Source organism: Methylobacterium sp. Leaf118 (assembly GCF_920984675.1).
Classification (GTDB): Bacteria; Pseudomonadota; Alphaproteobacteria; order Rhizobiales; family Beijerinckiaceae; genus Methylobacterium.
The window spans coordinates 25535-39780 of the sequence record NZ_CAKLBV010000046.1 but is presented as its reverse complement, the minus strand read 5'-3'; the positions used below and the strand labels follow the sequence as shown (position 1 = coordinate 39780).

Here is a 14246-nt window from a genome sequence, read left to right as displayed (position 1 = left end):
GTCGGCCCCCCTGTCGGCCCTGGGCGAGCCGGCCGCCGCGCCGGACGGGCCGCCCGGGTGCGCCGGAGCACGGGCCGGGCGCCCCGAGCCGCTCTTTCGCGGATGTTTCCCGGCCGCCGCATCGTTTTGCCAACAGATCGTCTGGCCGACAGGACGCCCTGGCGCCGCCGGGCGAGAGGCGCGACGCATCGGAGGAGCGAGGCATGATGGGGATGGGACGGAACGGGCGGCGGATCGTCGGAGGCGCGCTGGGGATCGGGCTGCTGCTCCCGGTCGGCGCCGGGGCGGCGCCGGTGACGGGCACCGGCGGCGGGCCCGAGACCACCGTCAACGCCCCCTATCGGGCCTCGAGCGGGCAGACCGTGCCGCCCGGCCGCGACGCCGCGCCCGCGGCCGACCCCACCGCGCGCACGGAGCGCCAGAAGCGGCTCGACGGCGTCCTCGACAGCATCTGCACCCCCTGCCGGGACGAGGCCCGCTGAGCCGGACCGCCGCGTTGCGGGCGCCGTCCGGGCATGCCAGACCGGTGCGGGATCGGCGCGGCCCTCGGCGGCGTTGAGGGCCGGGCCAGCATCGGGTCGGCGTCGGGCGAGCGGAGGGACGGGATGGCGACACGCGGTTTCACGGGACGCCCCCCGGCGGCGGAGATCCGCGAGCGGCTTCCCCCCGGCCAGTATCTCACCGACGACTTCCCCGTGCTCCAGCTCGGGCCGACCCCGCGGGTCTCCACCGAAGGCTGGCGCTTCACCCTGCGCCACGGGTCGCGGCCGCTGGCGAGCTGGAGCTGGGACGAGTTCCAGGCGCTTCCCCGCACCCGCTGGGGCGGGGACATCCATTGCGTGACCAAGTGGTCGAAATTCGACACCGCCTGGGAGGGCGTCAGCGTCGACGACCTGCTGGCGGCGGCCGGGATCGCAGCGCCGACCGGCTTCGTCCTGGCGGAGGGGCACGACGACTACACCACCAACGTGCCGGTGGCCGACCTCGTCGGCGGCAAGGCGATGGTGGCGACCCTCTACGAGGGTAAGCCGATCGAGCCCGATCACGGCGGCCCGGCGCGGCTGCTCGTGCCGCATCTCTACTTCTGGAAGAGCGCCAAATGGGTGAAGGGCCTGCGCTTCACCGAGCGCGACGAGGCCGGCTTCTGGGAGCTGCGCGGCTACCACATGTACGGCGATCCCTGGCGCGAGCAGCGCTTCACCGGCGATTAGAGGACGTTCGTTTCGCGTGGCCGAGGCTGCTCCCACCCGCTGGAGGACCGCGACGATCCGGGCGATCGCGCCCGCGACGCCGCGGGTGAAGAGCTTCCGCTTCGACGCCTTCGAGCGGCCCCACCGGGCCGGCCAGCACGTCGATCTGCGCCTGACCGCGCCCGACGGCTATCAGGCCCAGCGCAGCTACTCCATCGCCTCCGCCCCCGGCGACCCGCGCGGCATCGAGCTGATGATCGAGGGGCTGCCGGCGGGCGAGGTCTCGGGCTATTTCGACAAGGTGGCCGAGGTCGGCGACGCCATTGAGCTGCGCGGGCCGATCGGCTCCTTCGCCTGGGGCCCGGAGGAGGGCGGGCCGGTGCTGCTCGTCGGCGGCGGCTCCGGGGTGGTGCCGCTGCTCGCCATGGTGCGCGAGCGGGCGCTGCGCGCGCCCCACGTGCCGATGCTGCTGCTCTACTCGGTGCGCACCGCGGCCGAGGCCATCGCCCGGGGCGAGCTCTCGGCCCGCTCCCGCGACGAGACCGGCTTCGACCTGACCCTGCTGCTCACCCGCGAGGGCGCGACCGCCGGCCGGCGGATCGACCGCGTGATGATCGACACGGCGATGGAGTGCCTCGGCATGCCCCGCCACGTCTTCGTCTGCGGCGGCAACGCCTTCGTCGGCACGGTGGCCGACCTCCTGGTGGAGGCCGGCGTGCGGCCCGGGGTGATCCGCACGGAGCGGTTCGGGGGCTGATCCGGGCTCCGCTCGATCAAAGCGGAGCCCGGATCAGGCAAGCCCGCGCGGCGCAGGCAAGCCCGCGCGGCGTTTGAGCGAAGCGCGCATCCGCCATCCCGAAGGGATCAACCGGATTTGGTCTGAGCCGCCCCTACTGGCTCAGCAGCAGCCGGCCCGAGAGCGGCCCGACTCCCTTCGGCACGGGGACGCTGGTGCCGCTGTAATTCGCGTTGAGGTAGAGGTTGGGGCCCTCGTAGAGGTTGATCTGCTTGGCCACGACGACCGTATAGGCCGACTGATCCGCCACCGGCCGGGTCGCATCGATGACCAGGCGTCCGGTCGGGAGATAGATCGTGCCGAGCATGGTGCGGGCGTTGTCGCTGATGATGCGGTAGATCCGCATCGGCGCCACCAGGCCGAGCGGCGGCGGCGTCAGCGAGACCGGGCTGATCGGCAAGAGCGCGTTGAGCAGCATGGCCGGATCGAGCAGGCTGCCCTGGCTGCGATCCTCCGACATCAGCAGGCCCGCCATCGGCCCGGTCGTCGGGGCGGCGAGGCTGATCGTGGTGCCCTTGTTGAAGAGCAGGCCGCTGTTGCTGCCCGTGAAGTAGAAGCCCACATCCGTGCCCGTCAGGCTCGCGGTGTTGGTGACGAGGAGCGGGCCGTCCTTGATAACGTAGATGCCGGGCTTCAGGGTCACCTGGGCATGGCCCATGATCATCAGCCCGCCGCAATAGGTGCCGGGCTCCAGGACCCTGTTGCCGGTGATCCGCGTGCCGCCGAGCAGCGGGTTGAGCAGGTTCAGGGGCAGCAGCGACGGCGTGCAGGCCCCGATGCTGGGCGCGGCGCGATCCCGCAAGGGATCCTGGATCACCGGGCAGCCGGTCTGCGGGTTCGGCGTGAAGTTCGCCCGGTCGTCCCGGAAGCCGCCGGCCGAGCAGATGATCTGCGCGCGGGCGAGGGCGTTGTCGCGGCCGACCATCCCCGAGCCGTTGGCCGAGTTGGAATAGAGCGCGCAATCGTAGGCGGTGACCTGCGCGCTCTTCTCCAGGGTGAAGGCGCCCGGCGCGGCCGGGTCGAGCGCCAGCATGCACAGGCGCATCTTGCCGACCACGCTCGCTTTCGCGGTCGCCGCCACCGTCATCGACGCGAGGCCGATGAAGGGGCCGAAGGTGAGCGGCACCGCCTTCTCGACCTTGGCCGTGACGCTGGTCTTGTCGGCGGCGACGCTGACTTGGATCGTCACCGGGTTGTCGGCGCTGGCCTTCGCCTCGGTCTGGATCGTCTGCGTGGTCACGCCGACGATCGCGTCGAGATTCGAGACGACGAGCTTGAGGGCATTCCCGCCCGCCATCACGCCCGTATCGGCCGCCATCTGGATCTGGCCGCGCGCCGCGATCACGCGGGCATAGTCGATGGCGCCGCCGACGAGACCGATCAGGGTCGTCGCCGCAAGGCCGAAGATGACCGTGACGGAGCCGCGGCCATCCTGCCGGAATCCGTTCAACGCCCGCCTCACCAATCCCGATCGTGTCAAGGACTGCTCCGAGCCGTGCGCCACGTCGTCCTACCAAGCCCTTTTCGAGTCAAGGACTGGTATAGGGGGCGCGCGTTAACGGATTATGCGAGTGTATCCAATTTTTTCGCAATGTCAGGTTGGGATCGACCAATGATTCCACGCCGATGGCGATGCGTTGTTCAGTTGCATGGCCCGGCAGGCGACGGTCTTGCTTGTAGCGGAGCGATCACGTTAACGTGAAGACTGGGCCCTTCGCCGGGTCGGCGCAGCCGTCGCGGCGGTCAGCGGCGGGGCGGGGTCGGCCGGTTCAGCGCCTCGTTCAGCGCCTCTTGCAGGGCCTCCTGCAGCGCCTCCTGCAGCGCCTCCTGCAGCGCCTCTTGCAGGGCCGCGAGGAGGTCCAGGGCCGCCGACCGCGGAACGAGAACCGCGATCTCCCGGAAAAGTCCGCCGCCCGGAGAGGGAGGACGAGGGGATCGCCCCCATCGATGGCCTCGACGCGCTGGACGGCGCGCGGGGAAACCGGGGAGGGGGCCGCGTCGTCGCTGCCGGTCAGGGGGGCGTCGCCGTCTCGGGCCGGGGGCGCCTGCGCGGAGCCGTGCACGGGCGACGGTCCCGGATCGCACCGGGCCCGTCGCCCTCACAGGACGCGATCCGGGGGGCGACGTCCCGTCCACCTTGTGTCGAGGCCCCGCCGGACGCGGCGCCCCGGGATGCGACCGCCGGTCCCGATCGAGACCGGCGCCGGGCGCGCCGTCAATGCGTCGGCGCGGGGACGGGGGCAGGGACAGGGGCGGGGGCGTCGGCCACCACCGCCGCCGTCGGCTTGCGGCGGGAGAAGGTCAGGATCAGCACCGGCAGGACCAGCAGGATCAGCAGCGGCGCGAGGCACATGCCGCCGACGACGACGAGCGCCAGGGGCTTCTGCACCTGCGAGCCGACGCCCGTGGAGAAGGCCGCGGGCAGGAGGCCGACGCCGGCCACCACGCAGGTCATCACCACGGGGCGCATCTGCGTGTAGCAGGTGCGCAGCATCGCCGGCACGCGCTCCACGCCCGCGGCCACGAGGCCGTTATAGTGGGTCAGCACGATGATCCCGTCCATCACCGCGATGCCGAGCAGCGCGATGAAGCCGATCGCCGCCGAGACCGAGAAGGAGGTGCCGGTGACCGACAGCGCGATGATGCCGCCGGCCATCGCCATCGGGATCACGCTCAGCGCCAGCAGCGAATCGGTGACCGAGGAGAAGTTCATGAACAGCAGGATCGCGATGAGCCCGATCGCGATCGGCACGGTGACCGAGAGGCGGGCGATGGCGCCCTTCATGTTGTTGAACTCGCCCACCAGCTCCAGCCGATAGCCCTGCGGCAGCTGCACCTCCGCGGCGACGCGGCGCTGGGCCTCCTCGATCGTGCTGCCGAGGTCGCGCCCGCGGACGGAGAACTTCACCGGCAGGTAGCGCTCCTGCGCCTCGCGATAGATGTAGGCCGGGCCCGACACGAGCTGGACCGAGGCGACCGCGCTCAAGGGGAACTGCACCGGGGCGCCGCTGGCGGGGCTCTGGCCGGCGATGCGCAGGTTGGCGATCGCCTCGATGCTCTGGCGGTATTGCGGGGCCAGCCGCACCATGATCGGGTAGTGCCGCTCGGAGCCCGGATCGTAGAGGTCGCCGGCGGAATCGCCGCCGATGGCGGTGCGCACCGTGGTGTTGATGTCGCCCGGCGTCAGGCCGTAGCGGGCCGCCCGCACCCGGTCGATCTCGATCTCGATGGTCGGCTGGCCGAGCGACTTGAACACCGCCAGATCCTCGACGCCGTGGATCGTCGAGAGGACTTTTTCGATCTTCTTGGCGGAGTCGGTGAGCGTCTGCAGGTCGGGGCCGAACACCTTGAACGAGTTCTCGCCCTTGATGCCGGAGACCGCCTCGGCGACGTTGTCCTGAAGGTATTGCGACAGGTTGAACTCGACGCCCGGGAACGCTGCCTGGAGCTTCTTCAGCATCTCCTCGGTCAGGGCTTCCTTGTCGACGCCCTGGCGCCACTGCTCCATCGGCTTCATCGGCGCGAAGAACTCGGCGTTGAAGAAGCCCGCCGCGTCGGTGCCGTCGTCGGGCCGCCCGTGCTGGGAGACGACGCGCTCGACTTCCGGGATCGCGGCGATGATCTTGCGCATCTCGTTGACGTAGCCGTTGCTCTCGCGCAGCGAGATCGTCGCCGGCATGGTCGCGCGGACCCAGAGGTTGCCCTCTTCGAGCTTGGGCAGGAACTCCGAGCCGAGGTTGCGGGCCGCGACGCCCACGCCGACCGCGATCAGAGCCACGCAGGCCACCGTCACCAGCCGCGCCCCGAGCGCCGCCCGCACGGCCGGGCGGTAGGCCCAGTCGAGCAGCCGCACGAGGCGGGTCTCGGTCTCCTCGACATGGGCCGGCAGCAGATAGGCCGAGAGCGCGGGCGTGACCGTGAAGGTCGCGATCAGGCCGCCGAGCAGGGCGTAGGCGTAGGTCGTCGCCATCGGCCCGAAGATGTGGCCCTCGACGCCGGTGAGGGTGAAAAGCGGCAGGAAGCCCGTGACGATGATCGCCGCCGCGAAGAAGATCGAGCGGCTGACATCGCCCGCCGCCATCGCGATGCGGCCCGATTTCAGGTCGAGCCCCGGCGGGGGATAGCCCGGGATGCCGTGGCCGGAGAGCCGCCGGAAGATCGCCTCGACCATGATGACCGTGCCGTCGACGATCAGGCCGAAATCCAGGGCGCCGACCGAGAGCAGGTTGGCCGATTCGTCCCGCGCCACGAGGATGACGACCGCGAAGAACAGCGCGAACGGGATGGTGGCCACGACGATGAGCGCCGAGCGCAGGTTGCCGAGGAACAGCCACTGGATCGCGAGGATCAGCAGGATGCCGACCACCATGTTGTGCAGCACGGTGTGGGTCGTGACCGCGATCAGGTCGGCGCGGTCGTAGATGCGCTCGATCTTGACCCCCGGCGGCAGGATGCCCGCGGCCTCGATCTTGGCCACCTCGGCCTTCACGGCCTCGATCGACGGCGTGCTCTTCTCGCCGCGCCGCATCAGGACGATGCCCTGAACGATGTCGTCCTCGTCGTTCATCCCGGCGATGCCGAGCCGCGGCTGGTGGCCCACGGTGACCGTGGCGATGTCCTTGACCAGCACCGGCGCGCCGCCGACCTGGGCCAGCACCGTGCCGTTGATGTCCTCCACGTCGCGGATGAGGCCGACCGCGCGCACCACCGCGGATTGCCCGCCGATGGCGACGCGGTTGCCGCCGACGTTGAGGTTGCTGTCGTTGAGGGTCTTGACCACGCTCGACAGGGTGAGGCCGTAGGCCATCAGCCGGTCGAGATCGACCGAGAGCTCGATGGTCTTGGTCTTGCCGCCCCAGCCGATGGCGTCGATCACGCCGGGCACCGCGCGGAAGCGCTTTTTCAGCACCCATTCCTGAAGCGTGCGCAGGTCGAGCACGGAATAGCCGGGCGGCGCGGTGAGCTTGTAGCGGAAGATCTCGCCGATCGGGCTGATCGGGGAGATGGTGGGCTTGGCGCCGGCGGGCAGCGGATCGAGCTGCTGGAGGCGGTTCAGCACCTGCTGCTCGGCCTGGAGATAGTCGAACTCGAAGCCGAATTGCAGCTTCACGTCGGACAGGCCGTAGAGCGAGATCGTGCGCACCTGCCTGAGGTTGGGCATGCCCGAGGTCATGCGCTCGATCGGGATCGTGACGTAGCGCTCCATCTCCTCCGCCGAGAGGCCGTCGGTCTGGGTGACGACGTCGACCAGCGGGGGGGTGGGGTCGGGATAGGCCTCGATGTTCAGGTTCTGGAAGGCGGCAAGCCCGCCCACCACGAACAGCACGAAGAAGAGGACCACGAGGGCGCGCTGCCGGAGCGCGAATGCGACGATGCCGTTCATGACGTTCGGTTCCAGACTGGCGCCGGCGCGCCGGGGCCGGGCTCATGCCGGCCGCCGCGCCTTCCTGGCGGTCTCTCGGGGTCCCTGGTCCGTGCGCCCCGCGGGGGCTTGTTCTGTCGGGAGCCGGCGTCACCCCTGGGGCCGCCGCTCTCGGGTCCTGTGCCGCTCTCGGGTCCTGTGCCGTTCTCGGGTCCTGTGCCGCTCTCGGGTCCTGTGCCGCCTCGGCGCCGTGCCGAGCGCCGGCCTCCGCCGCACGGGCCGAGGCCCTAGCCCTGGTTGGTCATTCCGTCGATGAACAGGGCGCCCTTCGAGATGACGCGCTCGCCGACGGCGAGGCCTTCGGTCACCTCGATCTCGTTGCCGTCGACGAGGCCGGTGCGGATCGCGCGGCTCTCCACCGCATTGTCGGGCTTGAGCACCCAGACCCGGGCCTTGTCGCCCTCGAAGATCACCGCCTGCCGCGGCACCGCCCGGGAGACGGTCTCGCGCTCGTTGATGATGTGGACGCTGGCGTACATCTCGGGCTTCAGGAGGCCCTTGGCATTGTCGATCTCGGCCCGCACGTAGATGCGCCGCGTGGCGGGATCGACCGAGGCGCCGATGAAGTTCACCCGGCTCTCGAAGGTCATGCCCGGATAGGCCAGCACCTTGAAGCGGATGCGCTCGCCGAGATCGACCTTGGCCGCGTCGGTCTCGCGCAGCTGGGCGATGATCCAGACCTTGGAGAGGTCGCCGATGATGTAGGACGGATCGGAGCCGCCGGTGTTGACGTACTGGCCGGGGCCGATCTTGCGCTGGATGATGGTGCCGGAGAGCGGCGCGTAGATCGTCGTCTCGGGGTTGATCGCGCCCTTGGTCTGGAGGGCGGTCATGTCGTCGTCCCGGAGCCCGAGGATGCGCAGGCGGTTGCGCACCGCCTCCAGGCCGACCTCGGCGGTCTTGGCGTCGTTCTGGGCGGTCGAGAGGTCGTTCTGAGCCGTCTGCAACTCGCGCAGGGTCGTCACGCGGGACTCGTAGAGGTCGCGCAGCCGCTTCTCGGTGTTGGCGGCGTAGGAGAGCTGCGAGCGGGTCTTGTTGAGGACGTTCAGCGCCGCCAGGAAATCGTTCTGCGCCTGGACCATCTCGTTGGCCTGGAGCGAGAACAGCTTGTCGCCCTGCCGCACCTTCTCGCCGGAGCGGGCGAAGATGGTGATGACCCGGCCGGCATAGGGCGAGAACACCGGGGTCGCCCGGTACTCGTCGACGCCGATCTTGCCCTCGGTGGCGATGTCTTCGAAGAACAGCCGCTGCGCGACCGGCACCGTGGTGACGGTGGCGAGCTGGCTTGGCGTCAGCACGAAGCGCCCATCCGCGACGCTGGTGACGGCGGCGGGCGTCGGGACCGCCGCATCGACCCCCTTCGGCCGCCCGTACCAGATCGCCGCCCCGGCGGCCCCGAGCAGGACCAGGGCCAGAAGGATCTGCGGGCCGAGCCGCATCTTCCTCGGCGTGAGGTTCTCCTCGGCGTGACCTTCGCTCATCGACCCATCATCCCGGCTGGTCACGCCTCGGATCCGCCCGTCGGCGCGGCCGATTCGCTCGGCCCTTCGGTTGTGCGCGACCGAAGCTCCTCAATTGCGCCGTTACCGTGGCGACTTGACGGGGGAATGACGCTTCCCGCGGCCGCCGACGATCGTGACGCGCACGGGCGCCCGTGCGGCCCCCGATCTCGGGCATTTCGGGGCGGCCGTCGATCAGTATTGAACCGTGGCGCGCAAGCCGATCACGCCCGCGTTGCGCAGCCGTCGCCCGTCCGGATCGCGCGGGTTGGCGATGCCGCCGCCCGGATGCAGGATCAGCTGCAGGTCGGGCTGCAGGGTGAAGCCCGGCACCACCACCACCTGATAGGTCGCCTCGATCACGGTCTCGGCCCGCCGCCGCGGCCGTGGCATGCCCGTGGAGACGATGGCGTCGGTGTCGGCCCGGCGGGCGTCGTCGGAGAGGCGGGCATGGGCCAGGCTGAGGCCGATCGTGTCGTCGTCGCGGCCCTCGAACAGGCCCTTGTAGGCGAGGCCCGTATCGACATAGGCCGCGATCAGGCTGGAGCGGGTCGGCGCGTACGCCGCGCGGACGAAAAAGCCGAGGCCCTCGTCGTCCTTGCCGGATTCGCGAAACAGCGTCTGGTCCCAGATCGCGTAGAGGCCGGCATTGCCCCGCAGCGGGCGGCCGATCCCGGTCGAGCGCGGATCGGCCAGCGGCCGGCCGGTGGTGTCGAAGCGCAAGCTTTCGAAGCGCCCGAAATGCTGCCAGCCGCCCAGCGTGATGTCGCCCGGCAGGCCCTGGGCGCCGGTTTCTGTGTTGTAGGCGTAGGTCGCCTCCGCCACGATCAGCGCCGGGTCGCGGGTGCGGAAGTTGGTGCCGGTGCGGTCGAGCCGCTGCGCCTCCGGGTCCTGTCCGGGCCGGTTGGCGCCGGCCGGATCGCCGTCGTAGAGCCCGGCCTGGATCGAAAAACCGTTGCCCGGCACGTATTTGGCCCGGATCGCGGGCGCCGCCAGCGGATAGGCCGGGCCGCCGCCCGGCAGATCGAGCCCGGTGATCGCCGGCCAGCCGAAGCTCGCATTCACGAACAGCGTCGCGGTCTGGCTGACGAAGAACTCGGTGTCGGCGGCCTGCTGGCCGATGCGGATCCCGAGGCGGCCGTCGAACAGCTGCTGGTCGAGCCACAGCACGGAGAGGCGCGAGGACGGCAGCGCCTCGATCACGCTCGTGGTCAGCAGGTTGCCGACCTCATAGCGCGACAGGCCGGTGCCGTGGATGAAGTAGGCGTTGGCATGCAAAGTCGCCCCGTCCCAGCCGGCAAGCGTTTGGAGATCGAGGTTGAGTCGCAGGTTCAGCCGGTCCTGCACGATGGCCCCCGGCCGGAGGCCGCCGAAGGCGTTGCCGAGCGTCTCGCCGACATAGGTGAGGCTGTACTCGATGCCCTTTTCTTTGAGGAGGGGGCGCAGGCGGAGCGGATCGCCGAGCGGCCCGAGCGAGGGCTCGATCGAGCGGACGTAGCCGCCCGAGGCCTGGCTGGTCGACTCCGGCTGGGAGACCGAGACGCGCGGATCGCCGCCCGCGCCTTCGAAGACGGGTTTTCCGGTGGGTTGCGCCAGGGCTGGGCCGGCGGCGAGCGCGGCGGCGAGTGCGCAGGCGAGCGGGCTTCGAAACAAGGGCTCTCCCCCGCGACGGGTACGATGCCCGAACTTACGGCGTGTGCGTGAGGCCAGCCAGTCCGGAGGGCAAGGCAACCGTCATTCCAAATCGAATTCTGCCGAGCGTATCGTCGCGTGCTCCGTCGTCCTCAGTCAGTGCCTCCGCTGCTTGACCTTCGTCTGCGCCCTCGGTAATTTGATCGTCTCGAAGATGGCATGGTCCCTGCACGGCTAAATCACGTTCTTCGACAGGTTTTAGATTTTTTCCAGGTATTATCAACCTAGTGAAGAAAGCGACAGATCGTTTTTTGCAATGATAAAATTCTTGCCTGGCTGATGCATGGCTGATCTCTACCGCCTCCTCGAAAGCCGGGGCCCGCTCGAGACGAACGTGATCTTCGTTCACGGTCTCGGCGGAGATCCGCGTTGGACGTGGCAGGCCACGCCCGACCTCGCGATGCTCTGGCCGTGCTGGCTCGCCGAAGACATCGAAGGTCTCGCCGTCTGGTCGGTCGGCTACGAGGCGCCGGTGTCGCGCTGGCGCGGACACGCTCTGCATCTCGTCGACCGCGCCGAGAATATCCTTGGGCGCCTCCTCACGCGGCCCGAACTGAGAGACGGGCGGATCGTCCTGATCGGTCACAGCCTCGGCGGCCTCGTGATCAAACAACTCTTCCGGATGCTCGAGAGGGAGGCGGCCCAGCAGCGGAACGCGGCCGAGCTGCTCGCCCGCATCGACAAGGTCGCCTTCCTCGCCACACCTCATCTCGGGTCGGACCTGACGGAGTGGGGGGACTGGCTGCGCATCCTCGTCCGACCGTCCGCGGCGACGATGTCCCTCGTGCGCAACGATCCGAACCTGCGTGATTTGAACAATTGGTATCGGGACTGGGCCACCGAGCGGGGCCTGCATCATCTGGTTCTCCGCGAGGGCAAGCCGACGCGGATCCTCGGGATGATCGTCAAGCCGGACAGCGCGGATCCGGCCCTGCACCGCGTCCGTGCCTGGGTGGTCGATGAGGATCACGCCTCGATCGCCAAGCCGAGGAGCCGCGCCGACGAGGTTTATGCGTACGTGCTGGGCTTCCTCCGGGAAGCGGTCGAGCGGCCCGTCTCGCCGGTCATCGAGGCGACGAATCAAATCCTGGAAGGTCAGTCGCGGATCAAGGGCGACACGGCGAGCATCCTCGATCGGCTCGATGCCGCCCGGCAGGGCCAGGCGATCTCCGTCTTCCTCGCCGACGATGCGGTCCGCATCGACAGTCCCGGAGCCTCCGTCGCCGCGGCCGAGCCGGACATTCCCTGGCGGTCCCTCGACGAGGCCGTCCAGCCGGGCGACATCAACCTGCTCGACGCCCTGCGCTGGAATTTCGGGCTCGCCCGGACGCTGCACGGGCGCGATGACGACCTTCGGCAGATCCTCGACTGGGCCGAGGCCAAGCCGAGCGTCCCCTCCGCGCGCCTCATCACCGGGGAGGGCGGGGCGGGCAAGACACGGCTCGCGGCCACCGCAGCGGCGCGGCTGCGCGAGCGGGGGTGGAAGGCCGGCTTCGTGCGTGCGGGCGTCCCGCTGCGGGTGGCGCTGTCCGGCAGCCGGGGTCTGCTGCTGATCCTCGACTATCCCGAGGAATCTCCCGACCTGACCCGAAGTCTGATCGAGGCGCTCGCCGCGACGCCGCGCACAGAGCGGCCGATCCGGTTCCTGCTCCTCTCGCGGCGGGACTTCGCGCATTGGGACAGTGCGGTGGTCGGGCTCGAAGGCCGCTTCGGCCGCCAGCCGATCGCGGCTCCGGACGCGCTCTCGGCGATCCAGGCCTCCGCCCTGATCCGGGAGGCCGCCGAAGCCTTCGCGGCCCGGGCCGGACGACCGGTGCCCAATCTGGAGCGGGCGGCGAGCTGGCTGGGCGAGACGCCCCTGCACCGCCTGCCGCTCTTCGCGGTCGCGGCCGCCGTTCACGCCGTGCTGGCGCCAGACATGGCCTTCGGGATCGAGGGCGGCGCCATCATCCGCGATCTCGCCGAGCGCGAACGGGCCCGGGTGCGCCGGACCTCCGAGCAACTGGGCATCGGCCCCGCGACGCTGGAGCGCCTCCTCGCACTCGGCATCCTCGCCGACGGGCTCGGCGGCGACGTCATCGATACCCTCGTTGCCGAGGGGATCGCCGGGGAGAGGCGCGCCGACGCCATCGTGCCGAGGATCGCCGACACGCCGTGGTGGCGCGGGGGCCGGCTGACTCGCCTCCAACCCGACCGCGTGGCGGCCTGTTTCCTCGACACGGTCCTGTTTGATCCGAGATTTCCAGAGGGCGACCGCCAGCTGCCGGACTGGCTCTCGGCCGCGCTCGTGGGTGCCGAGACCGGCATCGGCGGCCGGCTCGGACGAATCCTGTTCGATCTCGACGCGCCCGGCGTCGCCCGCGGCGGCGCGGCTCCGCTCGAACGGGCGCTCGTCACGATGATCGAGCGGGAGCCATCCCGGGCGGCCCGCTTCGTCGAGTTCGCGAGCGGCAGGGTTCCGTTCCCGGCCGCGGGGTTCGCCGCGGTCGTCGCAGCGACGCTCGCAGGCTTGGTGAAGCAGGCGCCGGAGCAGGCCGCCAGCTTGTTGTCGAATGCTGGCGGCTACCTGTCACAGATCGGTCGTCGCGAGGAGGCCCTGGCTGCCGCGCAGGAGGCCACCGGGCTCTATCGCGATCTCGCCCGCGCCCGCCCCGATGCCTTCACGCCCGATCTCGCCGTGTCCCTGAACAACCTCGGCAACAGGCTGTCCGAGCTCGGCCGTCGCGAGGAGGCCTTGGCTGCCGCGCAGGAGTCCGTCGAGATCTGGCGCGCGCTCGCCCACGCCCGTCCCGAGACCTTCACGCCCGATCTCGCCATGTCCCTGAACAACCTCGGCAACAGGTTGTCCGAGCTCGGCCGTCGCGAGGAGGCCCTGGCCGCCGCGCAGGAGGCCGTCGAGATCAGGATCACCCTCGCCAGCGCCCGTCCCGATACCCTCACGCCCGATCTCGCCGTGTCCCTGAACAACCTCGGCAACAGGCTGTCCGAGCTTGGCCGTCGCGAGGAGGCCCTGGCTGTCGCTCGGGAGGCCACCGGACTTTATCGCGATCTCGCCCGCGCCCGCCCCGAGGTTTTCACGCCCGATCTCGCCGGGTCCCTGAACAACCTCGGCAACAGGCTGTCCGAACTCGACTGTCGCGAGGAGGCCTTAGCCGCCGCGCAGGAGGCCGTCGAGATTCGACACGCCCTCGCCCGCGCCCGTCCCGAGGCCTTCATGCCCGATCTCGCTCTGTCCTTGAACAACCTCGGCAACAGGCTGTCCAAGCTCGGTCGTCGCGAGGAGGCCCTGACCGCCGCGCAGGACGCCACCGGGCTCTGTCGCGATCTTGCCGGCGTCCGTCCCGAGGCCTTCACCCCCGATCTCGCCCTGTCCCTAAACAACCTCGGCAACAGGCTGTCCCAACTCGGCCGTTGCGAGGAAGCCCTGGCCGCCGCGCAGGAGGCCGTCGCGGTATTTGCCGAACTCGCGCGAGCCAGGCCCGACGCCTTCGCGCGGAACTTGCTCGTTTCAAGCAACAATCTTGCCGCCCAGCTCTCGGAACTCGGTCGGGACGAAGAGGCCGAGGCCGTGCGGCAAAGGATCAGGCGACTTCTCGAGCCGGGGGAGGAGGCTTGATCCAAGATCGCCTCACCGGGTCCTTGAAAGG

8 protein-coding genes are annotated in these 14246 nt (G+C 70.1%); 4 read left to right on the top strand and 4 right to left on the bottom strand.

Annotated elements, in window-relative coordinates:
• Nucleotides 1–203: 203 nt before the first annotated feature.
• From LW587_RS17540 to LW587_RS17530, 3 genes are all read left to right on the top strand, one after another.
• Entirely contained in the window at nucleotides 204–482 is a 279-nt protein-coding gene (locus LW587_RS17540; RefSeq protein ID WP_232630880.1) for a hypothetical protein, read from the top strand.
• Nucleotides 483–605: 123 nt separating this feature from the next.
• Nucleotides 606–1211, top strand: a complete 606-nt coding sequence (locus tag LW587_RS17535) for a sulfite oxidase-like oxidoreductase (RefSeq protein WP_232630879.1) — start codon at nucleotides 606–608, stop codon at nucleotides 1209–1211.
• Between the two features lie 16 nt (nucleotides 1212–1227).
• Nucleotides 1228–1947 carry an FAD-binding oxidoreductase gene (locus LW587_RS17530; RefSeq protein ID WP_232630878.1) on the top strand — a complete coding sequence of 240 codons (720 nt, stop codon included), beginning with the start codon at nucleotides 1228–1230 and terminating at the stop codon, nucleotides 1945–1947.
• Between the two features lie 133 nt (nucleotides 1948–2080).
• On the opposite strand, the gene LW587_RS17525 is transcribed toward LW587_RS17530, so the two are convergent.
• The 4 genes from LW587_RS17525 to LW587_RS17510 form a co-directional block, all read right to left on the bottom strand.
• Nucleotides 2081–3436, bottom strand: a complete 1356-nt coding sequence (locus LW587_RS17525; protein WP_232630877.1) for a TadE/TadG family type IV pilus assembly protein — start codon at nucleotides 3434–3436, stop codon at nucleotides 2081–2083.
• A gap of 765 nt (nucleotides 3437–4201) precedes the next feature.
• Entirely contained in the window at nucleotides 4202–7369 is a 3168-nt protein-coding gene (locus LW587_RS17520; protein WP_232630876.1) for an efflux RND transporter permease subunit, read from the bottom strand.
• A gap of 266 nt (nucleotides 7370–7635) precedes the next feature.
• The gene (locus LW587_RS17515; RefSeq protein ID WP_232630875.1) at nucleotides 7636–8889 is read right to left on the bottom strand and encodes an efflux RND transporter periplasmic adaptor subunit; all 1254 of its coding nucleotides are present in this window, start codon (nucleotides 8887–8889) and stop codon (nucleotides 7636–7638) included.
• A 213-nt stretch (nucleotides 8890–9102) separates the two neighbouring features.
• Nucleotides 9103–10560: a carbohydrate porin gene (locus LW587_RS17510; RefSeq protein WP_232630874.1), complete on the bottom strand. Its 1458-nt coding sequence runs from the start codon at nucleotides 10558–10560 to the stop codon at nucleotides 9103–9105.
• Nucleotides 10561–10882: 322 nt separating this feature from the next.
• On the opposite strand from LW587_RS17510, the gene LW587_RS17505 reads away from it, so the two are divergent.
• Nucleotides 10883–14215, top strand: coding sequence for a tetratricopeptide repeat protein (locus LW587_RS17505; protein WP_232630873.1), 3333 nt, complete (start codon nucleotides 10883–10885; stop codon nucleotides 14213–14215).
• Nucleotides 14216–14246: the final 31 nt, after the last annotated feature.

Coding starts and splice junctions, on each gene's coding strand:
- LW587_RS17515 (WP_232630875.1), bottom strand. CDS start 8,889: ATGAGCGAAGGTCACGCCGAGGAGAACCTCACGCCGAGGAAGATGCGG.
- LW587_RS17505 (WP_232630873.1), top strand. CDS start 10,883: ATGGCTGATCTCTACCGCCTCCTCGAAAGCCGGGGCCCGCTCGAGACG.
- LW587_RS17540 (WP_232630880.1), top strand. CDS start 204: ATGATGGGGATGGGACGGAACGGGCGGCGGATCGTCGGAGGCGCGCTG.
- LW587_RS17520 (WP_232630876.1), bottom strand. CDS start 7,369: ATGAACGGCATCGTCGCATTCGCGCTCCGGCAGCGCGCCCTCGTGGTC.
- LW587_RS17535 (WP_232630879.1), top strand. CDS start 606: ATGGCGACACGCGGTTTCACGGGACGCCCCCCGGCGGCGGAGATCCGC.